Annotated in this window: 24 protein-coding genes and 1 pseudogene; 2 read left to right on the top strand and 23 right to left on the bottom strand. The window is 51.1% G+C overall.

The features are described from left to right. Positions 1 to 312: 312 nt before the first annotated feature. From rsmI to ACGG9R_RS03700, 19 genes are all read right to left on the bottom strand, one after another. Positions 313 to 1158, bottom strand: a complete 846-nt coding sequence (gene rsmI, locus ACGG9R_RS03790; RefSeq protein ID WP_390151643.1) for a 16S rRNA (cytidine(1402)-2'-O)-methyltransferase — start codon at positions 1156 to 1158, stop codon at positions 313 to 315. A gap of 330 nt (positions 1159 to 1488) precedes the next feature. Next, positions 1489 to 2226 carry a tRNA1(Val) (adenine(37)-N6)-methyltransferase gene (locus ACGG9R_RS03785; RefSeq protein ID WP_390151640.1) on the bottom strand — a complete coding sequence of 246 codons (738 nt, stop codon included), beginning with the start codon at positions 2224 to 2226 and terminating at the stop codon, positions 1489 to 1491. Continuing rightward, complete coding sequence (locus ACGG9R_RS03780; protein WP_390151637.1) at positions 2219 to 3058, bottom strand: stage 0 sporulation family protein; 840 nt, start codon at positions 3056 to 3058, stop codon at positions 2219 to 2221. The genes ACGG9R_RS03785 and ACGG9R_RS03780 overlap by 8 nt, the downstream gene beginning before the upstream one ends. Then, positions 3043 to 4074 carry an AAA family ATPase gene (locus ACGG9R_RS03775; RefSeq protein ID WP_390151635.1) on the bottom strand — a complete coding sequence of 344 codons (1032 nt, stop codon included), beginning with the start codon at positions 4072 to 4074 and terminating at the stop codon, positions 3043 to 3045. Before ACGG9R_RS03775 ends, ACGG9R_RS03780 begins: the two co-directional genes overlap by 16 nt. Before the next feature lie 243 nt (positions 4075 to 4317). Then, positions 4318 to 5187, bottom strand: a complete 870-nt coding sequence (locus ACGG9R_RS03770) for an NgoMIV family type II restriction endonuclease (RefSeq protein WP_390151632.1) — start codon at positions 5185 to 5187, stop codon at positions 4318 to 4320. After that, positions 5177 to 6013, bottom strand: coding sequence for a DNA cytosine methyltransferase (locus ACGG9R_RS03765; RefSeq protein WP_390151629.1), 837 nt, complete (start codon positions 6011 to 6013; stop codon positions 5177 to 5179). Before ACGG9R_RS03765 ends, ACGG9R_RS03770 begins: the two co-directional genes overlap by 11 nt. A gap of 184 nt (positions 6014 to 6197) precedes the next feature. Next, entirely contained in the window at positions 6198 to 6398 is a 201-nt protein-coding gene (locus ACGG9R_RS03760) for a hypothetical protein (protein WP_390151626.1), read from the bottom strand. A 70-nt stretch (positions 6399 to 6468) separates the two neighbouring features. Further along, positions 6469 to 7641: a molecular chaperone DnaJ gene (gene dnaJ / locus ACGG9R_RS03755; protein WP_390151623.1), complete on the bottom strand. Its 1173-nt coding sequence runs from the start codon at positions 7639 to 7641 to the stop codon at positions 6469 to 6471. Positions 7642 to 7816: 175 nt separating this feature from the next. After that, entirely contained in the window at positions 7817 to 9691 is a 1875-nt protein-coding gene (gene dnaK, locus ACGG9R_RS03750; RefSeq protein ID WP_022106523.1) for a molecular chaperone DnaK, read from the bottom strand. An 83-nt stretch (positions 9692 to 9774) separates the two neighbouring features. Beyond that, positions 9775 to 10365 carry a nucleotide exchange factor GrpE gene (locus tag ACGG9R_RS03745; RefSeq protein ID WP_390151620.1) on the bottom strand — a complete coding sequence of 197 codons (591 nt, stop codon included), beginning with the start codon at positions 10363 to 10365 and terminating at the stop codon, positions 9775 to 9777. A gap of 11 nt (positions 10366 to 10376) precedes the next feature. Then, the gene (gene hrcA, locus ACGG9R_RS03740; protein ID WP_390151617.1) at positions 10377 to 11438 is read right to left on the bottom strand and encodes a heat-inducible transcriptional repressor HrcA; all 1062 of its coding nucleotides are present in this window, start codon (positions 11436 to 11438) and stop codon (positions 10377 to 10379) included. A gap of 461 nt (positions 11439 to 11899) precedes the next feature. After that, positions 11900 to 12601 (bottom strand): ribonuclease III, encoded by a 702-nt coding sequence (gene rnc / locus ACGG9R_RS03735; RefSeq protein WP_390151614.1) that lies wholly within the window; start codon positions 12599 to 12601, stop codon positions 11900 to 11902. Positions 12602 to 12630: 29 nt separating this feature from the next. After that, positions 12631 to 13878, bottom strand: coding sequence for a beta-ketoacyl-ACP synthase II (gene fabF / locus ACGG9R_RS03730; protein WP_390151611.1), 1248 nt, complete (start codon positions 13876 to 13878; stop codon positions 12631 to 12633). Between the two features lie 254 nt (positions 13879 to 14132). Next, complete coding sequence (locus ACGG9R_RS03725) at positions 14133 to 14363, bottom strand: acyl carrier protein (protein WP_022105287.1); 231 nt, start codon at positions 14361 to 14363, stop codon at positions 14133 to 14135. 65 nt (positions 14364 to 14428) lie between these two features. Next, the gene (fabG, locus tag ACGG9R_RS03720; protein WP_022105288.1) at positions 14429 to 15172 is read right to left on the bottom strand and encodes a 3-oxoacyl-[acyl-carrier-protein] reductase; all 744 of its coding nucleotides are present in this window, start codon (positions 15170 to 15172) and stop codon (positions 14429 to 14431) included. Positions 15173 to 15174: 2 nt separating this feature from the next. Then, positions 15175 to 16113, bottom strand: a complete 939-nt coding sequence (gene fabD, locus ACGG9R_RS03715) for an ACP S-malonyltransferase (RefSeq protein WP_390151608.1) — start codon at positions 16111 to 16113, stop codon at positions 15175 to 15177. A 64-nt stretch (positions 16114 to 16177) separates the two neighbouring features. Continuing rightward, positions 16178 to 17170, bottom strand: a complete 993-nt coding sequence (locus ACGG9R_RS03710; protein ID WP_390151605.1) for a beta-ketoacyl-ACP synthase III — start codon at positions 17168 to 17170, stop codon at positions 16178 to 16180. A 152-nt stretch (positions 17171 to 17322) separates the two neighbouring features. After that, positions 17323 to 18345, bottom strand: coding sequence for a phosphate acyltransferase PlsX (plsX, locus tag ACGG9R_RS03705; protein WP_022105291.1), 1023 nt, complete (start codon positions 18343 to 18345; stop codon positions 17323 to 17325). Positions 18346 to 18357: 12 nt separating this feature from the next. Beyond that, a complete protein-coding gene (locus ACGG9R_RS03700) occupies positions 18358 to 18876 on the bottom strand; it encodes a DeoR family transcriptional regulator (RefSeq protein WP_390151600.1) in 519 nt (172 codons plus the stop codon). Between the two features lie 509 nt (positions 18877 to 19385). Here ACGG9R_RS03700 and ACGG9R_RS03695 point away from each other — a divergent pair. Next, on the top strand, positions 19386 to 20444 hold the full coding sequence (locus tag ACGG9R_RS03695; protein ID WP_390151597.1) for an NAD(P)H-dependent flavin oxidoreductase: 1059 nt from the start codon (positions 19386 to 19388) through the stop codon (positions 20442 to 20444). 250 nt (positions 20445 to 20694) lie between these two features. Here the strand turns inward: ACGG9R_RS03695 and ACGG9R_RS03690 are convergent. The 4 genes and pseudogenes from ACGG9R_RS03690 to ACGG9R_RS03675 all read right to left on the bottom strand — a co-directional run. Continuing rightward, a pseudogene (locus ACGG9R_RS03690) lies at positions 20695 to 20781 on the bottom strand (N-6 DNA methylase); the annotation flags it as partial. Between the two features lie 65 nt (positions 20782 to 20846). Further along, positions 20847 to 21761 carry a DUF4268 domain-containing protein gene (locus ACGG9R_RS03685; RefSeq protein ID WP_238524317.1) on the bottom strand — a complete coding sequence of 305 codons (915 nt, stop codon included), beginning with the start codon at positions 21759 to 21761 and terminating at the stop codon, positions 20847 to 20849. A gap of 43 nt (positions 21762 to 21804) precedes the next feature. After that, positions 21805 to 23019 (bottom strand): RNA-splicing ligase RtcB, encoded by a 1215-nt coding sequence (locus ACGG9R_RS03680; RefSeq protein WP_008858595.1) that lies wholly within the window; start codon positions 23017 to 23019, stop codon positions 21805 to 21807. Between the two features lie 64 nt (positions 23020 to 23083). Further along, a complete protein-coding gene (locus ACGG9R_RS03675) occupies positions 23084 to 24445 on the bottom strand; it encodes a transposase (protein WP_006555382.1) in 1362 nt (453 codons plus the stop codon). A 160-nt stretch (positions 24446 to 24605) separates the two neighbouring features. Between ACGG9R_RS03675 and ACGG9R_RS03670 the strand changes: the two genes are divergently transcribed. Next, entirely contained in the window at positions 24606 to 24956 is a 351-nt protein-coding gene (locus ACGG9R_RS03670) for a hypothetical protein (protein WP_006555381.1), read from the top strand. The last annotated feature ends 1 nt before the right edge of the window (position 24957 follow it).

The following is a 24957-nucleotide window of genomic DNA, read 5'->3' as shown; positions in this document are numbered from 1 at the left end:
GCATATTTAAATTATTATACCGCTTATGTAGGGAAATGGAAAGAAAATAAAAGTTGTAGGGTTCAGGGTTCAGGGTTCAGGGTTCAGGGTTCAGGGTTCAGGGTTCAGGGTTGTGGTGGCAGCTTCGCTGCAATATATATGGGGCGATGCCCTAGTGTCTGCGGATAGCAGGTTTCCCGTTTGGGATTTCCCAACATTGACCGCTGAACCGCAAATGACAAAGATTTCTCGCTTGCGCTCGAAATGACGATACAAGAGAGCCCCTCATCCCTAATCCCTAGCCACCAGCTACTAGTCACTAGTCACCAGTCACTAGTCACCATTTTTGAGTAAGTACTGATACACGTCTCGCCGTCCCATATGGAACTTCGCTGCGATCTTTCTCGCTGCTTCTTTCTGCGGAAGTGTCTTTGCCAGCTCCAGTGCTTCTGCCTCCCAGGAAGCTTCTTCCTCTTCCCCTTCTGCCATATCCTCATTCCAGCCCTCGACAAGGATGACGTATTCACCTCTAGGGTCATTTTCATCCAGCTCGGCGCGGAGCTCCTTCAGCGTCCCCCGCCGGAAGGTCTCGAATTTCTTCGTGAGCTCTCTTGCCGTCACAGCCTGTCTGTCTCCGAGATATTTGATGAGCGTATCCAGCGTTTCCTTCAAGCGATGCGGCGCTTCATAGAAAATGAGCGTCACAGGCACACGGCTCATATCCATCAGAAGCTTCTTCTGCTTCGCGGTGATCTTCGGCAGAAATCCGATGAAAGCAAACTGCCTGGCATCGAGGCCCGATGCCACAAGTGCCGTCAGCGCGGCATTCGGTCCCGGGAGCGGCACGATGGGGAGATCTTCTGCAAGTGCCAGACGCACCAGATCTGCCCCGGGGTCAGAGATGACCGGCATCCCTGCATCACTCACCTGCGCGACCGACTGTCCATCGAGCAGCTTTTCGATGAGCTTCGGCCCTGCTTCTTTTTTATTATGTTCATGGTAGGATACGACATGACCTGCGATGCCCAGATGATCCAGCAGGATCCGAGTATGACGGGTATCCTCCGCCGCGATGATGTCCGCCTGCTTCAGGATCTCCACCGCTCTTTCTGTGATATCCTCCAGATTTCCGATCGGTGTCGGCACCAAGTAGAGGGTGCCGGGATTGATTTCACTCATGGGATAGCTCCTTCCGTTTGTATATTTTAGTGACTGGTGACTGGTGACTTGTGACTGGTGTTGCATTTTCAGGATCACTGGCATTCAATTAATGATTCAACGACGAGAGAAGTAGCTAGAAATTAAGGAAACGCTGATTCAATCACAGAATCAGATTTCATATGGATTTTTATACATAGCGTCGTCGACATCCTCCTTAAATAGCCGAGGGAAACGCACTATTTATACTGCGGCGAAGCCGCCACCACCATTCCTAATTTCTAATTCCTAATTTCTAATTCGAGCCAGGAGTCCAAGCACAATTCTGAGAAAGCCGCCCTACGGTCGTCCTTATTTCCCATATATCTCCAGCACTTCATCCGTATACGATCCGTCTCGGTTATGCAGGAGGAGCGGCGGCTCTACCGTGAGCTCCGGATTTCCTCCATACTTCCACTCGATGAGGACTCGCACCGCAGTATGGCCTTTTCTGGCGTAAATGAAACGCATCCGTTTCGGCTCCATGCGATACGACCGTCCGATGGCTATGAGATCAGCCGTGCGATCGGCACGATGCACCATCGCGAGGCGGCCGCCGTATTTCAAAAGATACTGCGCTGTCTTGAAAACGTCTGTGAGCGATGCATTCATCTCATAGCTCGCACTGGCGACACCCTCTAGCATGCTCATCTTCCCCGTCCCCATTTCGCGATAGGGTGGATTCGCCAGCACCAACGAAAAAGAGCCGGAAGGAAACCTTTCATTCACCTTCCGGTAATCACACTCGACCACATGGATCCGATCCTCTTTCCCATTCCCCGCTATATTGCGGCGCGCGAGATCTGCCATGACGGGATTCACCTCAAAAGCCGTGATATCCCTTCCGCCCAGAGCCGATACGAGGAGAGAGATGACGCCGGTCCCCGTTCCGAGGTCTGCGATCCGATCCTTCGCCTTCGGCTTCACATAGTGCGCGAGCAGTACGGAGTCCACCGAGAAGCAGAACTGATCCGGACGCTGGATGAGACGCATACCATCCCGTACCAGATCATCGAGCCGCTCGCCATCCTTCAGTGTCCACTCAGTCATTTTCCACCTGCTCTACCACATCCCAGGAAAGCGTCTTCGTCTTCTGTCCATCGAGCTGCACCTTGACCGTATGCTTCTGTGAATTCACATACAGCACCTGTCCCATGCCTTCATCCGTGATGACCTTCATGCCGACACGGAACTGTTTTCCCTTCTGCTGCATCGCACAGCACTTCTTCCTGCGGTTGTTATCCCCCGTGTACTGGTCATTTTCATAGCGCAGGCAGCACATAAGACGCCCGCAGACCCCGGAAATCTTCGTCGGATTCAGCGACAGTCCCTGATTCTTTGCCATCTTGATCGACACCGGAGCAAAATCTCCGAGGAACGTCGCGCAGCACAGCGGCCGTCCGCACGAGCCGATCCCCGAGACCTGCTTCGCCTCATCACGCACGCCCACCTGACGAAGCTCGATGCGCGTATGGAAGACCGCAGCCAGCTCCTTCACCAATTCCCTGAAATCGACACGCCCATCTGAGGTGAAGAAAAAAACGATCTTATTTCTATCAAATGTATACTCTGCCCGCAAGAGCTTCATCGGCACCTTGAACTTCTCGATTTTCTGGAGACAGATATCGAAAGCCGATTTCTCCCTCGCCTTATTCCGCTCCAGCTGCGCCATATCCTTGATCGTCGCCCTGCGGATGACCGGCTTCATCGGATTCTCCTCATCCTTCTCCGCCTCAGTCGGCATCGTCACCACATAGCCATACTCCAGCCCGCGCGACGTCTCCACGATGACCCCGTCATCCAAGTGAAGCTCCAGGTCATTGCCATCGAAATAATATATTTTCCCTGCCGGTTTGAACCGGACACCTACGATCTGCTCCATTTCTGGCTGCCTTTCTGTATATGTTCCAAACTGATGAGAATATAATCCCATACATTTTTACTATTGATATATCGGGAAACCGCCGTTTCTGCCGTTTGCAGCACGCCCATCGCTTCCTCGCCCCGACCGCGGTCCCAGAAAGAAGCGAGAGAAGCCTCGCGTCCCGCGACCGACCCGCAGCGGGAAAGAGAAGCATCCCCCGTCTCTGCGATCACCATGATATCGCGCCCCACCAGACGGATCCAGCGAAGCCGCCGCAGGAAATCCTTCCTCTCCCCCAGCTCCATAGCGGAGAGTGTCGCAAAAGGCATCGCATCATGCGTCAGGATATTCCAGAAATCCATCGCCGACTGCGGCTCTGCCTCTCCCTTTTCATCACAGACCTCCAGCGTGATCCCCGGATTTCCTTCCGAAAGCTGGAAGAGCACCTTCGCATCCATTCCCTTCGGGAAGTGATACTTCTTCGGATCCGACGCCATGAGCGAGAGATAGTCTCCCTCCGAAAGAGGCAGGAAGGCAAACCGCTCACCACGGGAAATGATGGTCGGAAGCAGCGCGTGAAGATCATGCGTGATGAGGATGAAATGGATATTTCCCTCCGGCTCCTCTAAGGTCTTCAGGAGCGAATTTGCCACCGGATCCATCATCGTCTGCGCTTCATCGATGATGCACACATGCACCGTCTCATCGAATGTTGCCATCGCGTCCAGAAACAGGCGGAACTGCTCGATCTTGAGCTCCATCCCCATCGGACGAAGATACCAGACCTGATGATCCGCAAAGGTCACGACCGGCTCCTTGCCGGAAGACTCCCGCTGCCAGAGACGGATCTCCTCCCAGAGCTTTCCTGACTTCCCCGTCAGCACCCCTGCAAGATCAAAAGCAACTGTCGTCTTTCCGAGACCCTCATCGCCATACAGGATCATCGTATGCGGAAGCCGCCTCTCCTCGAGAAGCCGCTTCCATTCCTTCTTAACTTTTTCCTGTCCATAAACATGAGGTAGGAAATCCGTCATCACTCGCTCCTTGTAAATTATCCTAAAAATTCACATTCTATTGTATCATGCAGAAGGCAATGGTGCAAAAATTTCATGAAGGTTCAACGGGTTCTGCGGGTTCAATGGGAACGGTGCGGCGCAAAATAATATAAAGCGCCGCAGAGGTTCAATTACCAGCCAAACCTCTGCGGCGCTTCATTATTTTTTAGTCACACACTATCCGCCTTGTTTCTCTAATATGATAAATTCCCAAAATTGTTTTCAGGTAGCTAAATCCAACGGTAAATCACTTATGTCTTTTATCCTTTTACCTTCAATCAATAAATGGAGCATTTCAATAGAATCTTCAGCTCCTGATTTTTCTACTGCTTTGATTAATTCATACAGAGCAAAATGATACATGCAATCAATATCTCCTGTACCAAGCGCCAACGAAGCAAGACGGCCAGGCATTGGTTCTCCGGTTACAACAACAATGTGGGGTAAGTGCCCTTTTCGATTACGAATTAGTCCCAATGCTTCCGTACGGCTATTTTGTGCTCGATCACTTCTCATTGTCCACTTAGCAGAAATAGATGCATGGAGAATCGGCCGACCTCCATTACTTGCTCGTATATCGGCCATTTTACATACTGTATCATTTACTAGTAGCTGCATTTTATTGATTTCTTCGTCTGCTTCTAATTCTCGATATATCACAATATCCGGAGCAACAATATAATTATTTCCTATACAAGTAACCAGTTCTGGATTATCTTTCGTTATTTTACTTAGATATTCTAAATGTTCGTATTGGGCAAAACTGCTTGTTTTAGTCCCGCTTCGATTACCTAATTTTTCAATATGCCATTTCCCAGGGCGTAAGTTTTGAAGTTTTGGAAATGTAGATTTCAAAAATTCCATGTTAATTTGTTCAAACTTTGCTCCAGATGTTTGTCCAACTGCTTTATCGTGGGTTTCCACCATGAGCTGGTCCGCAATTCCACGCGCAATGGTAATGGATAATTTAGAAGCAGAATCTGCATTACTGGGGATTCCTTTCTCATTAATTGTTAGTACTCCATATTTGAGCAGACTTTCATGATATTTTTTCCGTGCTTCTGCAAGTAGCGTCTCCATTTTATTTTTCAAGTACCTTTCTTATTTCTTCTCCCACTGCTTTTGCTACAGGAGGGGGAAATGCGTTTCCAATCATTCTGCATGCTGCCGTTTTTTTATCTCCAAAATTCCAGGTATCAGGAAATCCCTGAATTCTAGCTATCATCCTTGGAGTTAATCGTGGCATTCCCTCAAAATCTTTTTCTGGCGCTTCATTAGCAATACCTTTTCCATCTACTCCTAACTGTGCCCATGCTTTTCTTGCTCTTATAGGACCTAAATCAGGTCCCCCATGTTTTTTTGAACCTCCTACTATGGTGGGAGCTATTGTTGATGCTTGTTTTGCCCATTCATTTGCGTTTTGCCACTGGTTCTTCTTCATCAAGTCTAATAAAGTTTCCCCCACTGTCTTAACTTTTTCTGATGTTGGTAGTGGATAGCTAAATTTTCCCTGAACATCTTTTCTGATTCCGACAATGACAATTCTCGGTCGTAACTGTGGAACGCCATAATCCGATGCATTGAGCAATTTTATCTGAACATTGTACCCTAATTCGTCAATTCTTTTTAAAATGGATTCTCTATAGTCTTTAAATGCTGGGTCTAAAAATCCTCTGACGTTTTCCAGCATTACCGCTTTGGGGTTAATTTCTTCGATTAAACGTAATGCCTCTGGAAAAAGGTCCCGTTCATCATCACTTCCAAGCTGCTTCCCTGCAACGGAGAAAGGTGGGCAGGGCACTCCTCCAGCCAATAAGTCTATTTTATTTCTATAGGGCTTCCCTGAAAAGTTTTTTACATCTTCACATATAATATTCCATTCTGGCCTGTTTTTTTTTAATGTTTCGCAATACTCCACGCAAAAAGACAGAGTACCATCCTGTCGAATGGTCAGATCCAATGAATCGAACGCCAAGCTGGGAGCGTAGAATTTTCGAGGGTGTCCTTACCGTAGTAAGGACTTCTACTGACTTAAAGGCGAGTCTGATCTTGTCGTCAATGCTATCCACTTTATTCGGTTTCGGATCGCATCCTGTCTTTTTTCACTTGTCTTTTACCTTTTTCAGCTTCTCCCAGGCAAAGCCTTTCAAGGGAGAAACGTTTGAGAACCGCTTGATTTCTTCCCCGCCCTCTTCTCTGCCTAGGATGAGAAAGTGAGTGGTTCCGATTTCTCCGGGAAGCTCTCTCCCGCTTCTATCCATAGCATCGCAAGCCGATGAAAAAAGTGACCCTTCCTTCTTCATAAAAGGCCACTCCCACGCAAAGAACGCCCCGCGAATAGATCCCATTCGCGGGGCGTTCCTGTCTTACGTCTTACTTAAACTTATCGATGATCTTATCGAGCCAGGAGCTCTTTCCTTTGTACTGCGCGCAGTCCTCTCCCATGAGGTGGGCGTAGTTCAGGAGGGCTTCTTTCTGTTCTTCCTTCAGGCGCTTTGGTACGGTGACTTTGACTTCCACGTACAGATTGCCCTTCCGGCTGGACTGGAGGTGCGGCATGCCTTCGCCGATGATGCGGAATCGGGTACCGCTCTGCGTACCGGCGGGGATCTTGAGCTCGACCTCTTTGTCAAGGGTCTTGACCTTGATGGTGCTGCCAAGAGCTGCGACCGGGAAGGTGATGTCTACGCTCTTGTAGAGATCATCCCCGTCACGCTCGAAGTCCGGATCGTCTTTCACGTAGATGTATACGTAGAGATCCCCCTTCGGACCGCCGCGCTTGCCTGGCTCACCCTCGCCGGAGACGCGCATGCGCACACCGGTGTCAGCACCGGCCGGGATATTCACTTCAATGGTCTTTTTCACGCGGATCGTGCCGGTGCCGCGGCATTCGGAGCATTTATTCCGGATGATCTTGCCGCTGCCCTGACAGTGCTGGCAAGTGATGATATTCACCATCTGTCCGAAAGGACCATTCCTTACCACACGCTGCTGTCCGGTACCGTGGCAGTCGGGGCAGGTCTCAACGGAGGAGCCTGGTTCTGCACCGGTGCCGTGGCAATGGGTACAGGTATCATTCTTCGGTACGGTGAATTTCTTCTTGATACCGGTCGCTGCTTCGCGAAGGGTGATCTCCATATCATAGCGGAGGTCAGCGCCCTGCTCTGGGCCATTGCTCCGTCTGCGTCCGCCGCCGGTGAACATGTCGAAAATATCACCCATGTCGAAGCCGCCAAAGCCGCCCTGTCCACCGAAACCGCCAAAGCCGCCCTGTCCGAAGCCGCCGTAGCCCGCACCGCCGCCGCTGGCAGCCTGCGTGAAGGCATCATGTCCGAGCTGGTCATACTGCGCTCTCTTGTCCGCATCGGAGAGAACGTGGTAGGCTTCATTGACTTCCTTGAATTTTTCTTCCGCGGCTTTTGGATTGTCTTTATTCAGATCCGGATGGTACTTGCGTGCCAGCCGGCGATATGCTTTCTTTATTTCATCGTCTGAGGCGCTTTTGTTGACGCCCAGCACGTCATAGTAATCTCTGCTGTCTGCCATTCTTTTCTATCCTCAAAGAAATTAGGGAAACGCTGATTAAATCGCAGAATCAGTGTTTCCTTAGAAATGCCTCAAAAGGTCCTGAAGGCTCCGCTCTCTTCCCGTTTTCTGGAAATCCGTAGAACCTTCAGAACCTTCTGAGTTTCTCTATGATGATCCCCTTGCAGGAGATCAATTATTTCTTGTCGTCGTCTACGACCTTGTAATCGGCATCGACTACATTGTCATCGGCTTTCTTGGCACCTGCCTGAGGTCCCTGCTGCGGGCCCTGCTGAGCGCCTGCCTGCTGCTGTGCCTGCGCCTGCTGTGCCTGCTGGTACAGCTTTTCGGTGAGTTCATGCAGTGGCTTGGTGAGTGCTTCCGCATCGGCTTTGATCTTCGCGGTGTCATCGCCTTTGAGGCTTTCTTTCAGGGCAGCGATGGCGTCATTGACTTCTTTGACCTTGGCAGCATCTGCTTTGTCGCCGAGTTCTTTGACCGTCTTTTCCGCCTGGTAGATCAGTGCTTCCGCATTGTTCTTGGCTTCGATGCCTTCCTTACGCTTCTTATCTTCTTCTTCATGTGCCTTTGCGTCGTCCTGCATCTTCTGGATCTCTTCATCAGAAAGGCCGGTGGAAGAGGTGATATCGATCTTCTGTTCCTTGCCGGTGCCGAGGTCTTTCGCAGAGACGTGGACGATGCCGTTTGCATCGATGTCGAAGGTGACCTGGATCTGCGGTACGCCCCGTGGAGCCGGCGGGATGTCGGAAAGTTCGAAGCGGCCGAGGGTCTTGTTGTCCGCTGCCATCGGACGTTCGCCCTGCAGGACATGAATGTCTACAGACGGCTGATTGTCAGCTGCGGTGGAGAAGACCTGAGACTTGGAGGTCGGGATGGTGGTATTTCTCTTGATCATGGTCGTGAAGACACCGCCCAGGGTCTCGATACCGAGGGACAGCGGAGTGACATCGAGGAGAAGGACGTCCTTGACTTCGCCTTTGAGGACGCCGGCCTGAACAGCAGCGCCGACAGCGACGGATTCATCCGGGTTCACGCCCTTGGATGGTTCCTTGCCGAATTTATTCTTGATCAAGGTCTGTACTGCCGGGATACGGGAAGAACCGCCGACAAGAAGGACTTTATCGATATCACCGACGGAAAGGCCTGCATCCTTCATCGCAAGGTCGATCGGTTCTACCGTCGCCTGTACGAGGTCTTCGGTGATTCTATCAAATTCTGCGCGGGTCAGGGTCGCATCGAAGTGGACCGGCTGACCATCGGAGTCGATGGTGATGAATGGCAGGTTGATATCCGTGCTCATGACGGAGGACAGCTCGATCTTGGCTTTTTCGCCTGCTTCCTTCAGTCTCTGGTTCGTCATCGGATCACGTTTCAGTTCGAAGCCGTTCTGTGCTTTGAATTTTTCAGCGATCCAGTCCATGACGCGGGCATCGAAATCATCACCGCCGAGATGGCCGTTGCCGTTGGAGGCTTCGACTTCGAAGACACCATCCGCCAGATTCAGGATGGATACATCGAAAGTGCCGCCGCCGAGGTCATAGACGAGGAAGCGATGTTCTTTGCCGTCTTTGATCTTATCGAGGCCGTAAGCCAGAGAGGATGCGGTCGGTTCGTTGATGATACGAAGGACATTCAGCCCTGCGATCTTGCCGGCATCCTTGGTCGCCTGGCGCTGTGCATCGGTGAAATAAGCCGGGCAGGTGATGACTGCATCGGTGACTTTTTCGCCGAGATAAGCTTCTGCATCGACCTTCAGCTTCTGCAGGATCATCGCAGAAATTTCCTGCGGAGTATAGGATTTGTCATCAATGGTGACTTTGTAGTCGCTGCCCATGTGACGTTTGATGGAAACGATGGTGCGATGCGGGTTCGATACCGCCTGGCGTTTTGCCAGCTGGCCGACCAGACGTTCACCGGTCTTGGAGAAGCCGACAACAGATGGGGTCAGGCGAGAACCTTCCGCATTCGGAATGACGACAGGCTCGCCGCCTTCCATGACGGCAACAACAGAGTTTGTAGTCCCCAGATCGATACCAATAACTTTTGACATTTGAAATGTCCCCTTTCTTTCTATTTGTACTTACGAAATGCTATATCTATATAGAGAAATGGAATCGCAGAGCGTCCCATCGGTTAGCCGTTATGCACGACCTGTACCTTCGCTGCGCGGAGTACGCTGTCCTTGTACAGATACCCTTTCTGGAATACCATAGAAATGGTTTCGTCTTCTTTGTCATCTGCCGGGAGCATCATGACCGCTTCATGGAAATGCGGATCGAAGGTCTTTCCCAGTGCTTCGATCTCCTTCACGCCGAAGCCTTCTAGGATCTTGACGAATTGTTTCTGCAGGAGCTCGAAGCCCTGTACATAAGCCGCACCGCCTTCATCTTTTTTCATGTGAGCAAGCGCCAGCTCGAAATTATCCAGCACCGGCAGGAAAGCTTTCAGTGTTTCTGCGGTATGTGTATCCGCAGCTTTCGCTTCCGCTTCTCTGGTGCGGCGGCGGAAATTATCAAAGTCTGCCTGCAGTCTGACGTACTGGGAAAGAGCCGTAGCCAGCTTGGACTCCGCTGCCTCTGCCTTGTTCTTGGCTTCTTCGGCGGTCTTCTTCGCTTCGCCGAGCTGATCCATCAAGTCATCTACGGGAGACGTTTTCTTTTCTTCTTTGGCTTCGGTTTCTTTCATCGGTTCTTCGACGTCGACTTTCTTTTTATCTTCTTTCATCCAGGAGCCTCCTATGTTTTCCCTTTTAATAACAGATCCAGTCGCTGCTGCATGAAGCGCATCATACCGACGATGCGGCTGTACTGCATCCGTGTCGGTCCTAAGACGGCCACAGAGCCGATGACCCGGCCGCCGGATGTGAACTGCGCTCTGACTACGGACAGATCCGAGAGCGACTTCATCGGATTTTCTGTCCCGATATGCACAGCGATAGGCTGATCGGAAGAGGAAAGAAGCATGCTTTCGAGCATGTCTCTCTGCTCTAAGAGATTCAGTATATCCTGCATCTTCTCTACATTTTTAAACTCCGGCTGCTCGATCAGCTGTGAAGCCCCGCCGGCGTAGACCTCTTTCTGCGGGCTCACAGCCCTTTGCAGTGCCTGAAAGACCGACAGATACGGTGTCAGATCCTTCTCTACGTCGCGCTGGAAGGAAAGGATCATCTCTTCATCCGTATGGTCGATCTCTCTGCCATGCAGGAAATGATTCAGCTTATCCGCTAGGAGCTGCATCTCGTCGAAGGAGGATCCTTTCGGAATATCCACCACCGCATTCGATACATCGCCCTGATCCGTCACGACAAGGAGGATCGCCCGCCTGCCATCGAGCGGAAGGAAACGGACATAATTGAATTTCTTCTTCTGTCCCGCAGAAGCTGCGACCGACAGCGTATGCGTCAGTACCGCTACAGCCTTGGCCATATTCCGGAAGATCTCTTCCTGACGGCTCACATGATCCATCAGCATGTGGTCGATCATGTGCTCTTCTTCCGAAGAGACCGGAGCGGGCTGCATCAGCCAGTCCACATAGAAACGGTATCCTTTGATCGAAGGGATACGTCCAGCGGAGGTATGCGGCTGCTCAAGATAGCCTTCATCCTCTAAGTCCTGCATCTCATTTCGGATCGTCGCGCTCGATACGCCCAGGTCATACTTCCGTGCGATCGTGCGCGAACCGACCGGTTCGGCCGTGTCTGCATAGTCCTGCACCACCGCCCACAGGACACGCCGTTTTCTTTCATTCAGTTCATTCACACCGTGTCCGGTGCTTTCTTGATTGATTCTACGTGCCATATGTATCACCTGAATTTATTAGCACTCATTATTCTCGAGTGCTAACTTACGATATTAGAATAGCATTCACCTATGGGAATGTCAAGGATATTTTCGATTTCTTCTGAAAAAATGGGATGAATGGTTTAAGGGTTCGGGGTTCGGGGTTCGGGGTTCAGGTGCGGCGCATAAAAATAAGGAAGCGCCGCGAATATATATGGACAATACCCGAAAGTAAGTGGGTATCAGGTTTCCCGTTTGGAATTTCCAATCATTGACCGCTAGGCCGCGAATGACAAAGATTTCTCGCTTGCGCTCGAAATGACGATACGGGAGTCCGATGTTGCCTAGTCCCTAATCACCAGTCACTTGAAGCATCTAATACCTGCTTTCAAACTTTATGTCCCCCTCAAACCGCCCGGCGCGGATTTCTTCTTCCTTGCAGAACACGCAAAAAAGCTGCCTTACGGCAGCTTTTCCCATCATACGGTTTCACCAAGCTGAATCCTTCGGATGGCTTCTTTGGCAGCCCGCTGGGCTGCTTCTTTTTTATTCTTTCCGACGCTCTCCCCCATGACTTTGCCATTGATGTGGATTTCCATCCAGATGGTCTTGTCATGTGCCGGTCCTTCGTCCTTGGTGACAACATAGGAGATATTCACATCTCCGTGCTTCTGTACCATTTCCTGCAGGTCAGACTTGTAGTCATGGTCATAGTCTCCCTGATCGATAAGATCGAGGAATTTTTTCATGTGCCCCAAGATGAAGCGGGATGCTACCTCATAGTTATTATCGAGATAGATCGCGCCGATGACAGCTTCGAAGGCATCGCCTAAGATCGAGATACGGGTGCGGCCGCCGGACATTTCTTCTCCGCGGCCCAGACGCATGTAGTCGCCCACATGGAATTTCGTTGCGCATTCCGCACAGGAAGGCTTGCAGACGACGCTCGCCTTCGCTCGGGTCAGCTCCCCTTCCGGCCAGCTGGGGAAACGCAGAAAAAGGTATTCCCCGATGACCAGATCCAGGATGGCATCCCCTAAGAATTCCAGTCGTTCATTGTCATGAATGACTTCATTTTTATGTTCATTCGCATACGAGGTATGGGTGAGTGCTGTATTGAGAAGTTGTGCATTCTGCACGGGAATTTCATTTTCCGCAGCAAACTTTTCAATTTCTGCCATACGGTCTCTTCTTCTCACTTCAGCATGTCTCATTCTTCATAGCGCCTCATGATGACAACGGCATTGTGTCCGCCAAAGCCGAAAGCATTGGACATGGTCACATCGACTTTGCGGTCTTCCGGGCCTTCAGCCGCGTAGTGAAGGTCACATTCCGGATCAGGAGTCTGAAGGTTCAGTGTCTGATGGACTTTGTTATTCATGATAGAAAGTACGCAGACGACAGCTTCGATCGCACCAGCAGCGCCCAGAAGATGGCCGGTCATGGACTTGGTGGAGTTCACGACGATGTCATAGGCATGCTGACCGAGGACTTCCTTGATCGCCTTGGTCTCATTCTTATCATTGAGGCCGGTGGAGGTGCCGTGTGCATTGATGTAGTCGATATCTTCCGGAGAAATACCTGCATCCGCGATGGCATTCTTCATGCAGCGAGCTGCGAGTTCACCACCCGGACGCGGAGCTGTAATATGGTAAGCATCGCCATTCGTGCCATAGCCGATGACCTCTGCATAAATGTGCGCGCCTCTCTTCTTTGCGTGTTCAAGTTCTTCAAGGATGAGGACACCACTGCCTTCACCGAGTACGAAACCGTCACGACGGACATCAAAGGGGCAGGATGCTTCTTCCGGCGGGCATTCACGGGAAGAGAGCGCATGCATAGCAGCAAAACCAGCCATCGGTGTCTTTGCGACAGCCGCTTCGGTACCGCCGGCAAACATCACATCCGCATCGCCCCACTGGATCATGCGGGTCGCTCTGCCAAGGGCATTGTTGCCGGAAGCGCAGGCGGTGACGTCAGTCAGGACCGGACCCTGCAGGCCGAAGGTGATGGAGACCATACCGGAGGCCATGTTGGCGATCATCATCGGGACTGCGAATGGATTCACTTTTCCCGGACCGCGTTTTTCGATGCGTTCCACGGTATCTTCCATGGTCTTGATCCCGCCGATACCGGTACCGATGATGGTGCCGACGCGGTTCGGATCTTCTACGCTCATATCGAGCTTCGCATCTTGGGCTGCCATTTTTGCGGCAGCAACAGCAAACTGAGCATTTCTATCCATGTGACGGACGGTCTTCTTGTCACCCACATATTTGACGGGGTCGAAATCTTTGACTTCGCCTGCGATCTTGACAGGGAAATCCGTGGGATCAAATTCTGTGATCGGCGTTACACCGGATTTGCCCGACAAAAGGGCATTCCAAAATGCATCGACGCCGATACCGACGGGGGAAACCACACCCATGCCAGTCACTACTACTCTTCTTCTTTCCATAAAAAGGGCACCTCTCTTATAAACTTCTTTTAAACATTATTTATCGCGTGTTAGGTTCTTAAGCAAAAATTATAGGACTTGAAAAGGCATGGCTCCGCCTGTTTCAAATCCATCACGCATGGACAAGACCTCAAAAAAACGAACCACGACGGTCATTCGCTTTTTTGAAATATTCTCCCCCAAAGGAAGTCATATGGCATGCCGGAGGGGATCCCCCTCCGGCTTCCAATATGATGTTGAAATGCGAATGCGCATTACATCTGGCTGTCGATGTAGTCTACAGCGTTCTTTACGGTCTTGATCTTTTCAGCAGCATCATCCGGGATTTCGATGTCGAATTCTTCTTCAAATGCCATGATCAGTTCAACGATATCCAGGGAATCAGCGCCGAGGTCATCGATGAAAGTGGAGTCGATGGTGACATCAGCTTCGCTAACGCCCAGCTGGTCAACAACGATCTTCTTTACTCTGTCAAAAGTGCTCATTACTCATTTCACCACCTTTCTCATAGAAGACAGACGTCTCCTTGTATTGTACCCTACTGATTATATTACATAACCATTCCGCCGTCCACCTTTAAAACCTGTCCGGTGATATAACTTGCATCATCGGAAGCCAGGAAGGAGACAGCTTTGGCGACGTCTTCGGCAAGACCCATGCGTCCGAGCGGGATGGCTGTCAGCATGGCTTCTTTATTCTTTTCCGGAATAGCATCGGTCATGTCGGTCGCGATGAAGCCTGGTGCGACAGCATTGACACGGATGTTTCTTGCAGCGAGCTCCTTGGCGCAGGCCTTGGTGAGACCGATCACGCCTGCTTTTGCTGCTGCGTAGTTGGCCTGGCCGATATTGCCCATGATGCCGACTACGGATGCGATATTGATGATGGAGCCTTTTTTCTTTCTCATCATCATCTGCGCAGCGGCTTTGATGGTGAGGAAGTCACTCTTGAGGTCGGTCGAGAGTACGGCATCCCAGCTTTCTTCTTTCATGCGGATGAGAAGTCCGTCGCGGGTGATCCCTGCATTATTCACAAGGACATCCAGCTGACCGAATTCTTCCTTGATCGTTTTGAAAATGCGATCCACATCTTCTGCTTTGGAGACATCGCCCTGAATGGTGAAGGCTTTGCCGCCAGCGGCTTCGATTTCTCCCTTGACAGCTTCTGCGGCAGCCTGGCTGCCGGCATAGTTCAGTGCAACAGCATAGCCCTTCGCAGCCAGTGTAAGAGCGATGGCTCTGCCAATACCGCGGGAAGCCCCCGTGACGAGCGCGGTCTTTTCGATAGTTTCCATCATTATTCTCCCTTCAGTGCAGCCACGACTTCATTGATGGAGGCTACATCTTCTGCATGGTGGCAGGGTACGGAGCGGGCGATCTTCTTCATGAAGCCGGTAAGAACCGTGCCGGGGCCGGCTTCGACAGTCATATCGACACCGCCGGCGACCATATTCCGGATGGATTCTTCCCAGTGTACAGGATGTGCCGCCTGATCGACCAGATTCTTTCTGATCTCGTCCGCTTTGGTCTCTTCCTTGGCATTGACATTGGCTACGACCGGGATGGCGGTGTCATGGATGTCGATCTTGTCAAGGACTTCCTTCAGTCGAAGAGCTGCCGGTTCCATCAGGGTGGAATGGAATGGCGCGCTGACCTTCAGCATGATGGCACGGCGAGCGCCTGCTTCCTTCAGTGCTTCGCAGGCTTTCTCGACAGCTGCCGTAGCACCCGCGATGACGACCTGTCCCGGGCAGTTGAAATTAACTGCCTGTACAGGAAGGTCTTCTGTGGAGACTTCGCCGCACACCTTCACGATGGTTTCCGGGGTGGAACCGATGATAGCTGCCATGCCGCCTTCTCCGAGCGGCACCGCTTCCTGCATGAAGCGGCCACGCAGATGGACGGTATGCACGGCATCTGCGAAGGAGATCGCACCCGCTGCGACCAGCGCAGAGTATTCGCCAAGGCTGTGGCCTGCTGCGATATCCGGCGTGAGGCCGTGTTCCTTCAGCACCTGCCATACAGCGACACTGGCCGTCAGAATGGCCGGCTGGGTGAATTCGGTCTTCATCAGCTCTGTGTCCGGGCCTTCGAACATCATTTTGGAAATAGAGAAGCCGAGCGTTTCATCCGCTTCTTTGATCAGGGCTTTGACAGAATCATAGTTTTCAAACAGATCCTGTACCATGCCCACCTTCTGAGATCCCTGTCCAGGGAACAGAAATGCAGTTTTCATCTTGTCACACTCCATATAAAATAAATACTAATTTATTGTTGGTTATTCGGAATCAGGTCTTGCCTTACATCCATCTCATGACATCGCAGCCCCATGTAAGACCGGCGCCGAAGCCAGTCAGGAGAACGTAGTCACCATGCTTCACGCGTCCGGCGCGGACGACTTCATCAAGCGCAATGCCGACGGAAGCTGCTGATGTATTGCCATAGCGATTGACATTCACATACATATGATCCTGCGGCAGAGCCAGACGCTTTGCGATCGCCTGAATGATGCGATTATTTGCCTGATGGGCAATGAACATATTGATATCTTCCTTCGTGATGCCGGCGGCTTTCAAAGTCTTCAGCGTGGTCGCACCCATGTGACGGACAGCGGCTTTGAATACTTCCGGCCCCTCCATATGGATATAGATACGGCCGGAGTCGATGGCGCGGTGGGTCACAAGTTCAGCGACGCCGCTCGCCGGGATATTCAGGATCTTGCCTAGGCTGCCGTCTGAGCCAAGATCCGAAGCCAGAAGGCCATAGCCATCTTCGACCTTTCCGATGACAGCGGCCCCTGCCCCATCACCGAAAAGTATGCAGGTGGAGCGGTCCTGCCAGTTCACGAGGCGGGAAAGAATTTCCGCACCGATGATCAGGATGTGCTTGTACATCCCGGCCTTCACCAGATTCGATGCCAGAGCCACTGCATAAATGTAGCCTGAGCAGCCGGCGGAAATATCCATCGCACCTGCATGCTTGCATCCGAGCTTATCCTGCACCATGCAGGCCGTGGATGGTACCACATAGTCAGGGGATGCCGTCGCTACAATGATGTAGTCTATATCGTCTGCGGTAAGGCCAGCCATTTCCAGTGCCGGAAGAGCAGCTTTCACGCAAAGATCGGAGGTCGTCTCCGACCGAGAAGCGATATGTCTGGTCTCGATGCCCGTGCGGGTGCGGATCCACTCATCACTGGTATCGACCATTCTTTCAAGGTCTGCATTGGAAAGGATCTTCTCCGGCGCATAATGTCCGGTACCCAGAATTCCTGCAGAACATAATTCACTCATATATATAATGTCCTTTCCGTTCATTGAAAAGAGAATTTTTGGTGACTAGTAGCCAGGGACTAGTGGCTAGTGGCTGGTGACTGAAATGCCAGTTTCAAGCATCGCCACCATTCATACTCCGCGGCGCTTCTTTTTAAGCACCGCACAACTCCTCATGCCTCATTATTTTCCATCTGTTTCAGCGCATCCATCACGATCTCATCCAGATGCTCCTGACAAACGCCCATCGCCATATGGATGGCATTCTTGATCGCTTTTGCTTTCGAAGCGCCATGGCAGATAATGAGGCCGCCTTTGATGCCCATGAGCGGCGCACCGCCGTATTCAGCATAGTCAAGAGGCTTTGCCATGTATTTTTTGAGTGCCGGCTTCAGGAGCAGCCCGCCGATCTTCGCGCGAAGTCCCCCCTGCATGACAGCATTCTTCAAAAGGGCAGCCACCAGTTTCCCGGCGCCTTCCCCAAATTTCAGGACTACATTCCCTGTAAATCCATCCGTGACGATGACATCAAATTCTCCCGTCATCACATCGCGTCCTTCCGCATTGCCCGCAAAAGGAATGACCTTCTGTGCGGAAAGCGCCTCATTTGCTTCCGTGACCAAAGGGCTCCCCTTCGTCGCCTCTTCCCCGATATTGAGAAGACCGATCTTCGGCTGCTGGATACCCGCGACCTTCGTCGCATAAATATAGCCCAGAAGAGCATTCTGGATATACGTCTCCAGCTTCGGCTGCGCACTCGCACCAGAATCGATCAGGTACGTATAGCCGCCCTTCTGGTTAGGGATCGGCGTCAGGATCGCCGGACGCTCGATGCCCTTGATACGGCCGATGCCAAGAAGTCCTGCCGTGACGGCTGCCCCAGTCGATCCCGGAGCCACGAGAGCTCCGCACTCCCCCTCTCTCACAAGACGAGCGCCGACAGAGACAGACGCATCCTTCTTTTTGCGATACGCCAGCCCAGGATGCTCTCCCATCTCGATCACTTCCGATGCATGATGGATCTCGATCAGAGGATTCTGATCCTCATGATGCTTCTCCAGGATGGGGCGGATCTCATCCTCATCTCCCACAAGAACGACAGGCACTTTGTATTCCTTGACCGCCTGAATGGCGCCAAGCACGATTTCCAGCGGTGCAAAATCCCCGCCCATCGCGTCAACAGCTATTTTTTTCACAGGACGCCTCCATTACTGCAGGATCTGCATAATAAATTTTGCACGGTATACTTCTTTATCACCGTCAAAAAAACTGATATAGATATGTTTTTTATTTCCTCTGACCAATACGATCCGCCCTTTCACGACAAGCGCCGTGCCGGGCTTGACAGCGATCTTATATTTGATATTTCCGACCTGCGTCGAAGCAAAAGGCACACCGGCCAGCGACTCGGCGAATGCAGCGGCTGCGCCATATAATTTTTCCGCAGCCACCACACCGAGATTATCCGCCATCTCATCGCTGGTCTGAAAGAGACCCACGCCTTTGATACCGATATCCTTATCTAAGATCTGCAGCCCGCGTGCCTCCGGACTTCCTGCCACGAGGTGCTCCATACGGTCACGCATTTGTGGGATGCCAAGCGCCTGCCTGTCCAGACGGATCGTAGCTCTTGATACAGAAAATTTCTCTGCCAGATCTCCATCTGTCAGACATGGATGTTGGCGGAGCAGGCTCTGTATCGCATCGCGTCTTTGGGTTTTATCCATTTTGAAATTTCTGCTCATTTTTATCACCTGCTGATAATACTATATCACAAGCAGTCAAGGATTGCACGAAGAAATTGAATAAGCAAAGAGCCTTTCTTTGAGACATATGCAGGAAATCATATTTCTTTCACATTCCTTAGATTTTCATCGATATCATGGGCGACTCACTGAATCCGTAGATTAAAATTTCATTTGTTTTAGCGATTTCTAAAAGATACTTTGGAAAGCATCTCCCTGATGGGCTTCTTTCCGAATCAGGGAAATCGCCCACATTTACTGACTTTTTTCGCCTCGGATTTTATCACCAGGTGATAATTCAAACGCGGTGCGTAATTCGTTTGCTAAAAATTCAGGATTGTTTAAAAACTTATCCATTGACTTATTTCATCTCATGGCATAAACTACAGTAAATACAGGATACTTCTTGCTTGCTATTTTGTCAAACATATCTGTGATACCGTATAGTTATTTGAAAGTGAGATTTGTAGAATATTTTAGGAGAAAATCACATGAAATTACCAGCATTACACATTGGCAACCTGACCGCTACCGTACCGATCGTACAGGGAGGCATGGGCATCGGCGTCAGCCTCTCAGGCCTCGCAAGTGCCGTAGCCAATGAAGGCGGTGTAGGTGTCATCTCTGCTGCCAACGTAGGCTTCAATGAACCAGACTTCAAAACAAATACAGTGAATGCCAACCTTCGCGCACTGAAATCCGAACTGCTGAAAGCCAGAGAAAAAGCAAAGACCGGCATCATCGGCGTGAACATCATGTCCAAAGGCCATCACTATGAAGACTATGCCCGCTGCGCAGCAGAAAACGGTGCAGACATCATCTTCTCCGGCGCAGGACTTCCTGCCGATCTCCCCGCCTGCGTGGAAGGCACAGACACCAAGATCGCCCCGATCATCGGCTCCCCGAAAGCAGCCCGCGTCATCCTGAAGCTGTGGGAACGCCACCATCACCGTACCGCTGACATGGTCGTCATCGAAGGCCCGAAAGCCGGCGGCCATCTCGGCTACACCAGAGAACAGGTGAAAGAGCACGAAAGCGACGGCTATGAAAAGGAAATCAAAGAAATCCTTGCCGTTGTCAAAGAATTTGAAGAAAAATTCGAAAAGAAGATCCCCGTCATCTTCGGCGGCGGCGTCTTCGATAAGAAAGACATTGAGCACTACCTCTCCCTCGGTCTCTCCGGCGTGCAGATGGCGACCCGTTTCGTCGCCACCAAAGAATGCGACGCTGCTGACGAATTCAAACAGATGTATGTGAATGCCAAAGAGAGCGACGTCACCATCGTACAGAGCCCGGTCCACATGCCAGGCCGCGCACTCTTGAACCCCTTCGTCAAAGCCTTCACCGAGCACCGCATCCCGCCGCAGGGCTGCTTCCACTGCCTCAAGACCTGCGACCCGGCGACCACCCCCTACTGCATCACCATGGCTCTCATCCGCGCCGTCCACGGCGATGTAGACCACGGCCTCGTCTTCTGCGGTGCGAATGCCTATCGCATCGATAAGATCACGACCGTCCATGACCTCATCCAGGAACTGACACAGGACTAATTGCTGGCGACTGGTGACTAAGGACTGGGGACTAGACATCAGACATGATAAAACGCTATCCACATTTTCGTGGATAGCGTTTTTTTGATTTGAGGTTATGTGGTAAGACACCGATCAATTGATTTCCGAATCAAGTAAGGAGTGAACGCGGGTCATCCACCAGATTTTTCTGTTCTCAGTTCGACAGGCTGAAGGGGCCATGATGAAGTCGAAGCGCGACAACGCCTGCAAGTCTTTGGCGAAGGTATCCTATGGAGACATTATCATTGCGCCCGCTGTGCGTTTCGATGAATTTCATGGACTGCACAAACATTCCCCCGGATCCGCAGCAAGGATCTCAAAGGTGTCTGTATTTGATACAATCGAACGATAGCAGGGATTTTGAACACCCCCGTGTTCACTTCAATCGTTGTTGTACTGATTGGCTATCTTCTTGAGCAGAAGTGCTTTTTCCATGAACCAGTCAAAGTAAGTTTTATATTCTTTTCTATCAAACGCCGCATCAAGCTCCTTGGTCAAAAGCATACGTCCATCTTTTTCACCTTCTGACCACTCAATGGAAGCGCCTAATTCCTTTTCTATCGTATCTTGATTATCTTTCAGCTGCCTATACCAATCCTTCCCCTTGGCAACATACAAGCCCGCTGTCGCCCGATGGCGGGATGTGTTGATTGTAAATTCTACCACCACAGATGATACGCCGGTACTCAGGTTGTACCAATTGGTCGCGAAAGCCTTTCTGCATGAGAAGCTCTTGCTGAACTTACTGTCTTTATCGAAGGCATAGTCACAGAACTGCTGCCAGAAGTTCAATTGGAATTTCCGCAGCGGCGTCAGGGTTTCTGCAGCTTTCACCGTTTTTGCCCATTCGTTGGGACGTTCTACAACATTAAACCGTGGTGCTGGCAGCGAATCCCCAATGCGCCAGAGTTCAATTTCAATCAGGAAAAAACCAATATTTTCATCCGTATGCTGATTCAGCCATCCGATAGCCTGTTTATGCTCATCACGAGCCCTTTTGACAATCCAGACTATAATTTCAGCGTCTTTCCCTGCCGCATACGTAATGATTTTCCCCAAATGATCATGGTCGGTATCTTCCAGCTGATTCTCGATGATAATCCCACGGGAACTCCCGCTTTCGCGGGCGTAGATGTCTACACTGAAACTTCCTACTGGAGATTCCGTTTCCTCAAGCTCTAGGTCAATTTCAATGGCATCACTCAGCTGTTCCAGATTTTCTTTTTGGGCAAGCCATTTTGAAAAATCCTGTTCCTCATGCGGCCAGATAGACCGCAAGTCATCAATCCGTTTCATGCACCCTAGTTTTTCCATATATGTCACTTCACTTCCCGATGCTTTAGAAATGCTTCTCCTCTGCCGCCTTGAAATTATAGACTGGTTTCATCACGTCGATAACGTCCACGGTGTCACCGATGACATCCAAGATATCGTCAAGGGATTTGTAGGCCATAGGAGCCTCGTCAATGGTACCTTCGTTTACCGATGTTGTATATACGCCTGCCATCTCCTGCTGGTATTCCTTGAGGGAAAGCTCTTTGATTGCCTGGGTACGGGACATGATGCGGCCTGCGCCGTGCGGGGCAGAGTAATTCCACTCGGCATTGCCTTTGCCGAGTGCCAGGATGCTTCCGTCACGCATGTTGATGGGAATGAGAACCTTTTCACCCTTATGTGCGGCGATGGCTCCTTTTCTGAGAATCATCTCATCGACATCGATGTAGTTGTGAATGGTATGAAACGCTTCGCCGGGCTGAAGGCCGGCTCTTTCCAGCAGTTTTTTGGCAATCTGCTCCCGGTTCAGTCTAGCAAACTGCTGGCAAAGAGCCACATCATGCAGATACTGCCTCAGGTATTTTCCGGAGACAAAGCAAAGATCTTCCGGCAGCTTTTCTCTGCGTTGTTCTGACTTCGCCTGCTGGATGGCCTTCTGGATTTCTTTTTGCCGTCCTGCTGCCTTGTATTCTGCTATGATATGCTGGAGCCGTTCTTCCAGTGTTTCATCATGGGCATTCAGCTCAACGGCCATGCGCTGATAAATCTCCGCCACCTGTTTTCCCAGGTTCCGGCTTCCTGTATGGATGACGAGATAATGTCGACCATCATGGGTTTTATCGACCTCGATGAAATGATTCCCGCCTCCCAGGGTACCGATACTGCAGGCAATCCAAGACAGTTTTTTCAGCTTGTCATAACAATAGAGCCGCTGCAAATTGAAGTCAGCCTGTTTCTCAGGCCAGACATTCATCCCGGAAGGTACGATGTGAGCCGCTTCATCGAGTCTGGCAAAATCAATCGGCTGCTTGTCAAGAGCAATCGTATACATGCCACAGCCGATGTCCACGCCGACGATGTTCGGTACTGCCTTGTCTGTGATTGTCATCGTCGTACCAATCGTACAGCCTTTCCCGGCATGGACGTCCGGCATAATCCGCACCCGGCTCCCCTTCGTCAGCTCATAGCTGCACATGCGGCGGATTTGTTCCCTCGCTTTCTCATCGATACTCTTGGCATACGATATTGCCGTTGTAACTGTTCCTTCAATCCGTTCCATTGTCGCTTCACCTGCCGTCCCTGAGTTCCATAATTTTCTACTATTATACAACAGTTTACAGCTTTTAAGCCGCTTGCTCATCGCCCCAAGCCAATGCTTGCAAAGCCTTGAGCAATGTGCTTGAATTTATGCTACTTTGGGCTTTGGACACCAAAGTGGCGAAAAATACTTCCTTGTGGATCTGCTGGCTTAGCGCGTGCCGCAGCTCTTGCGGGCTCTTGTCCCGGTAGGTGTTCAGCCGCTCGTCCTCATACGGCAGGATCTTCATGAGAGCGTGCCCGGAATTCGTTAGGTTCAGCAGATGCTCAATCGCAGTCTTTGTGCGAACTTTGTAGCTGCCGAGCTCCCAGAACATCTTCTGCTCGTAGTAGTTCGTCTCAATGCCCCAGCGGAGCTTGTAGAGCTTGAGCGGGTAAATCGCCATATGCTTGGAGCTGGTGTTGCGGAGCCCTTTGTTCTCCTGCCAAGCAATGCTCATGTGCAGCGCCATCGGATCTATGGTGCTGAAAAAGAGACGGTACGAGCCACTCTTGCTCAGCGTCACATAGGCATGGACGGTATGGTCGCCAAAGATGCGCGTTTTCACCAGACGGTGAGCAACAAAATAGTTGTCCATCCGGCAAAGGTAATTCGTGAGATCATTGGCAATCTCGTCCAGCATCAAGCGTTTACCGTACTTTGGTGGACGGCCGCGACGGCCTGCCGTCGAATCCGGCAACTCGAACATGGCCGTATCGTGGCGTGCATTGCAGGTCACATTGAGATTCGGATAGCTGAGAGCATGTGCGAGCAACTCGCGCTTGGCGTACCAGCTATCGAAGAGCAGGATGACCTGGCGTTTTTCAAGGATTGGCATGACTTCATCGAGAAGCTGGCAGGCAAGTGTCAGCTTCGAGGCTTCGCCGTTGCTCATGACGTAGCCAATCGGCACCGCGATATAACGGATCTGCTGCTTGCCTGCGGTCTCATGGAGGACCGGCACGCTCATCGTCAGGCTGACGAAGGCATGCCCATTGAAATAGGACTTGCCATCGTGTTTGGCGTGGTCGTACAGGATGCCTACACCGTCGAAGTGCTTGCCCCACTTGGCAATGGACGTGTCGTCCACGCTGAGCAGGATAGGCTCCTGCCGCAGTGCCTCTGGCACTATGGCAAGCGCCTGCAGCGCCAAGGCCTGGCGAATGGATGCATCCGTGACGAGGCCGTTGCCAAGGGCGCGGTAATAGCTGTTGAGCGATGCGTCCGTCTGCTTCGATAGGAACTGCCGGAACAGGCAGCGCACCGACGGCGCCGACTCCAGAGCCAGTTGAGCAATGAGTAACCACGCCAGCAGATGGCGCGTCCGTCTCGTCGCAGATGGGAACAAGGAAGAAAAAGTCGTCAGGAGTCTGTTAACTGTCGGCTGACTGGTGTATAATTGAGACATCACGTAGCACCTCTCGTGTTTGGTTTGTGGTGAATCTTGAAGTGGTAAACTAAAATTGGACACGGAGGGGGTAATTTTTGGACATACGGTGTATACTGTACGGATAGTACGAAATTAATTATCGGACAGAAATTCTCCCTCACAGGACAGGAGGTTTGCCGTGAAGTACACAAAAGAACAGAGATTGGACATTGGCCGCCGCATTTACGACGGCGAAATCAGCCGGTATGAAGCTGCAGAGGAATACGTTATCAATGAGCAGACGGCACGGAATTACATGAGAATGTACCGGGATGCCAACCAGTTGCCGCCCAAGCAGGGACGAAGAAGCATCTGTGCGCCCTCGTTCAAGAAAGCTCCGGCAGAGCTGGATGAACTGAAGGCGATGACAAAGGAAGAACTTATCCAGGAACTAATCAAGGCCAAGATAACCGAGGCACGGCTAAAAAAAGGCTACGAGGTGAAGGGGGATGGTACTGTAATTCTGTACGGCAACAAGATTATCAAGTAAT

The sequence above is a fragment of the Dialister sp. i34-0019-2H8 genome, from assembly GCF_042846925.1.
Lineage (GTDB): Bacteria > Bacillota > Negativicutes > Veillonellales > Dialisteraceae > Dialister.
The sequence above is the reverse complement of the archived record's forward strand: the minus strand, read 5'-3'. Positions and strand labels throughout refer to the sequence as shown.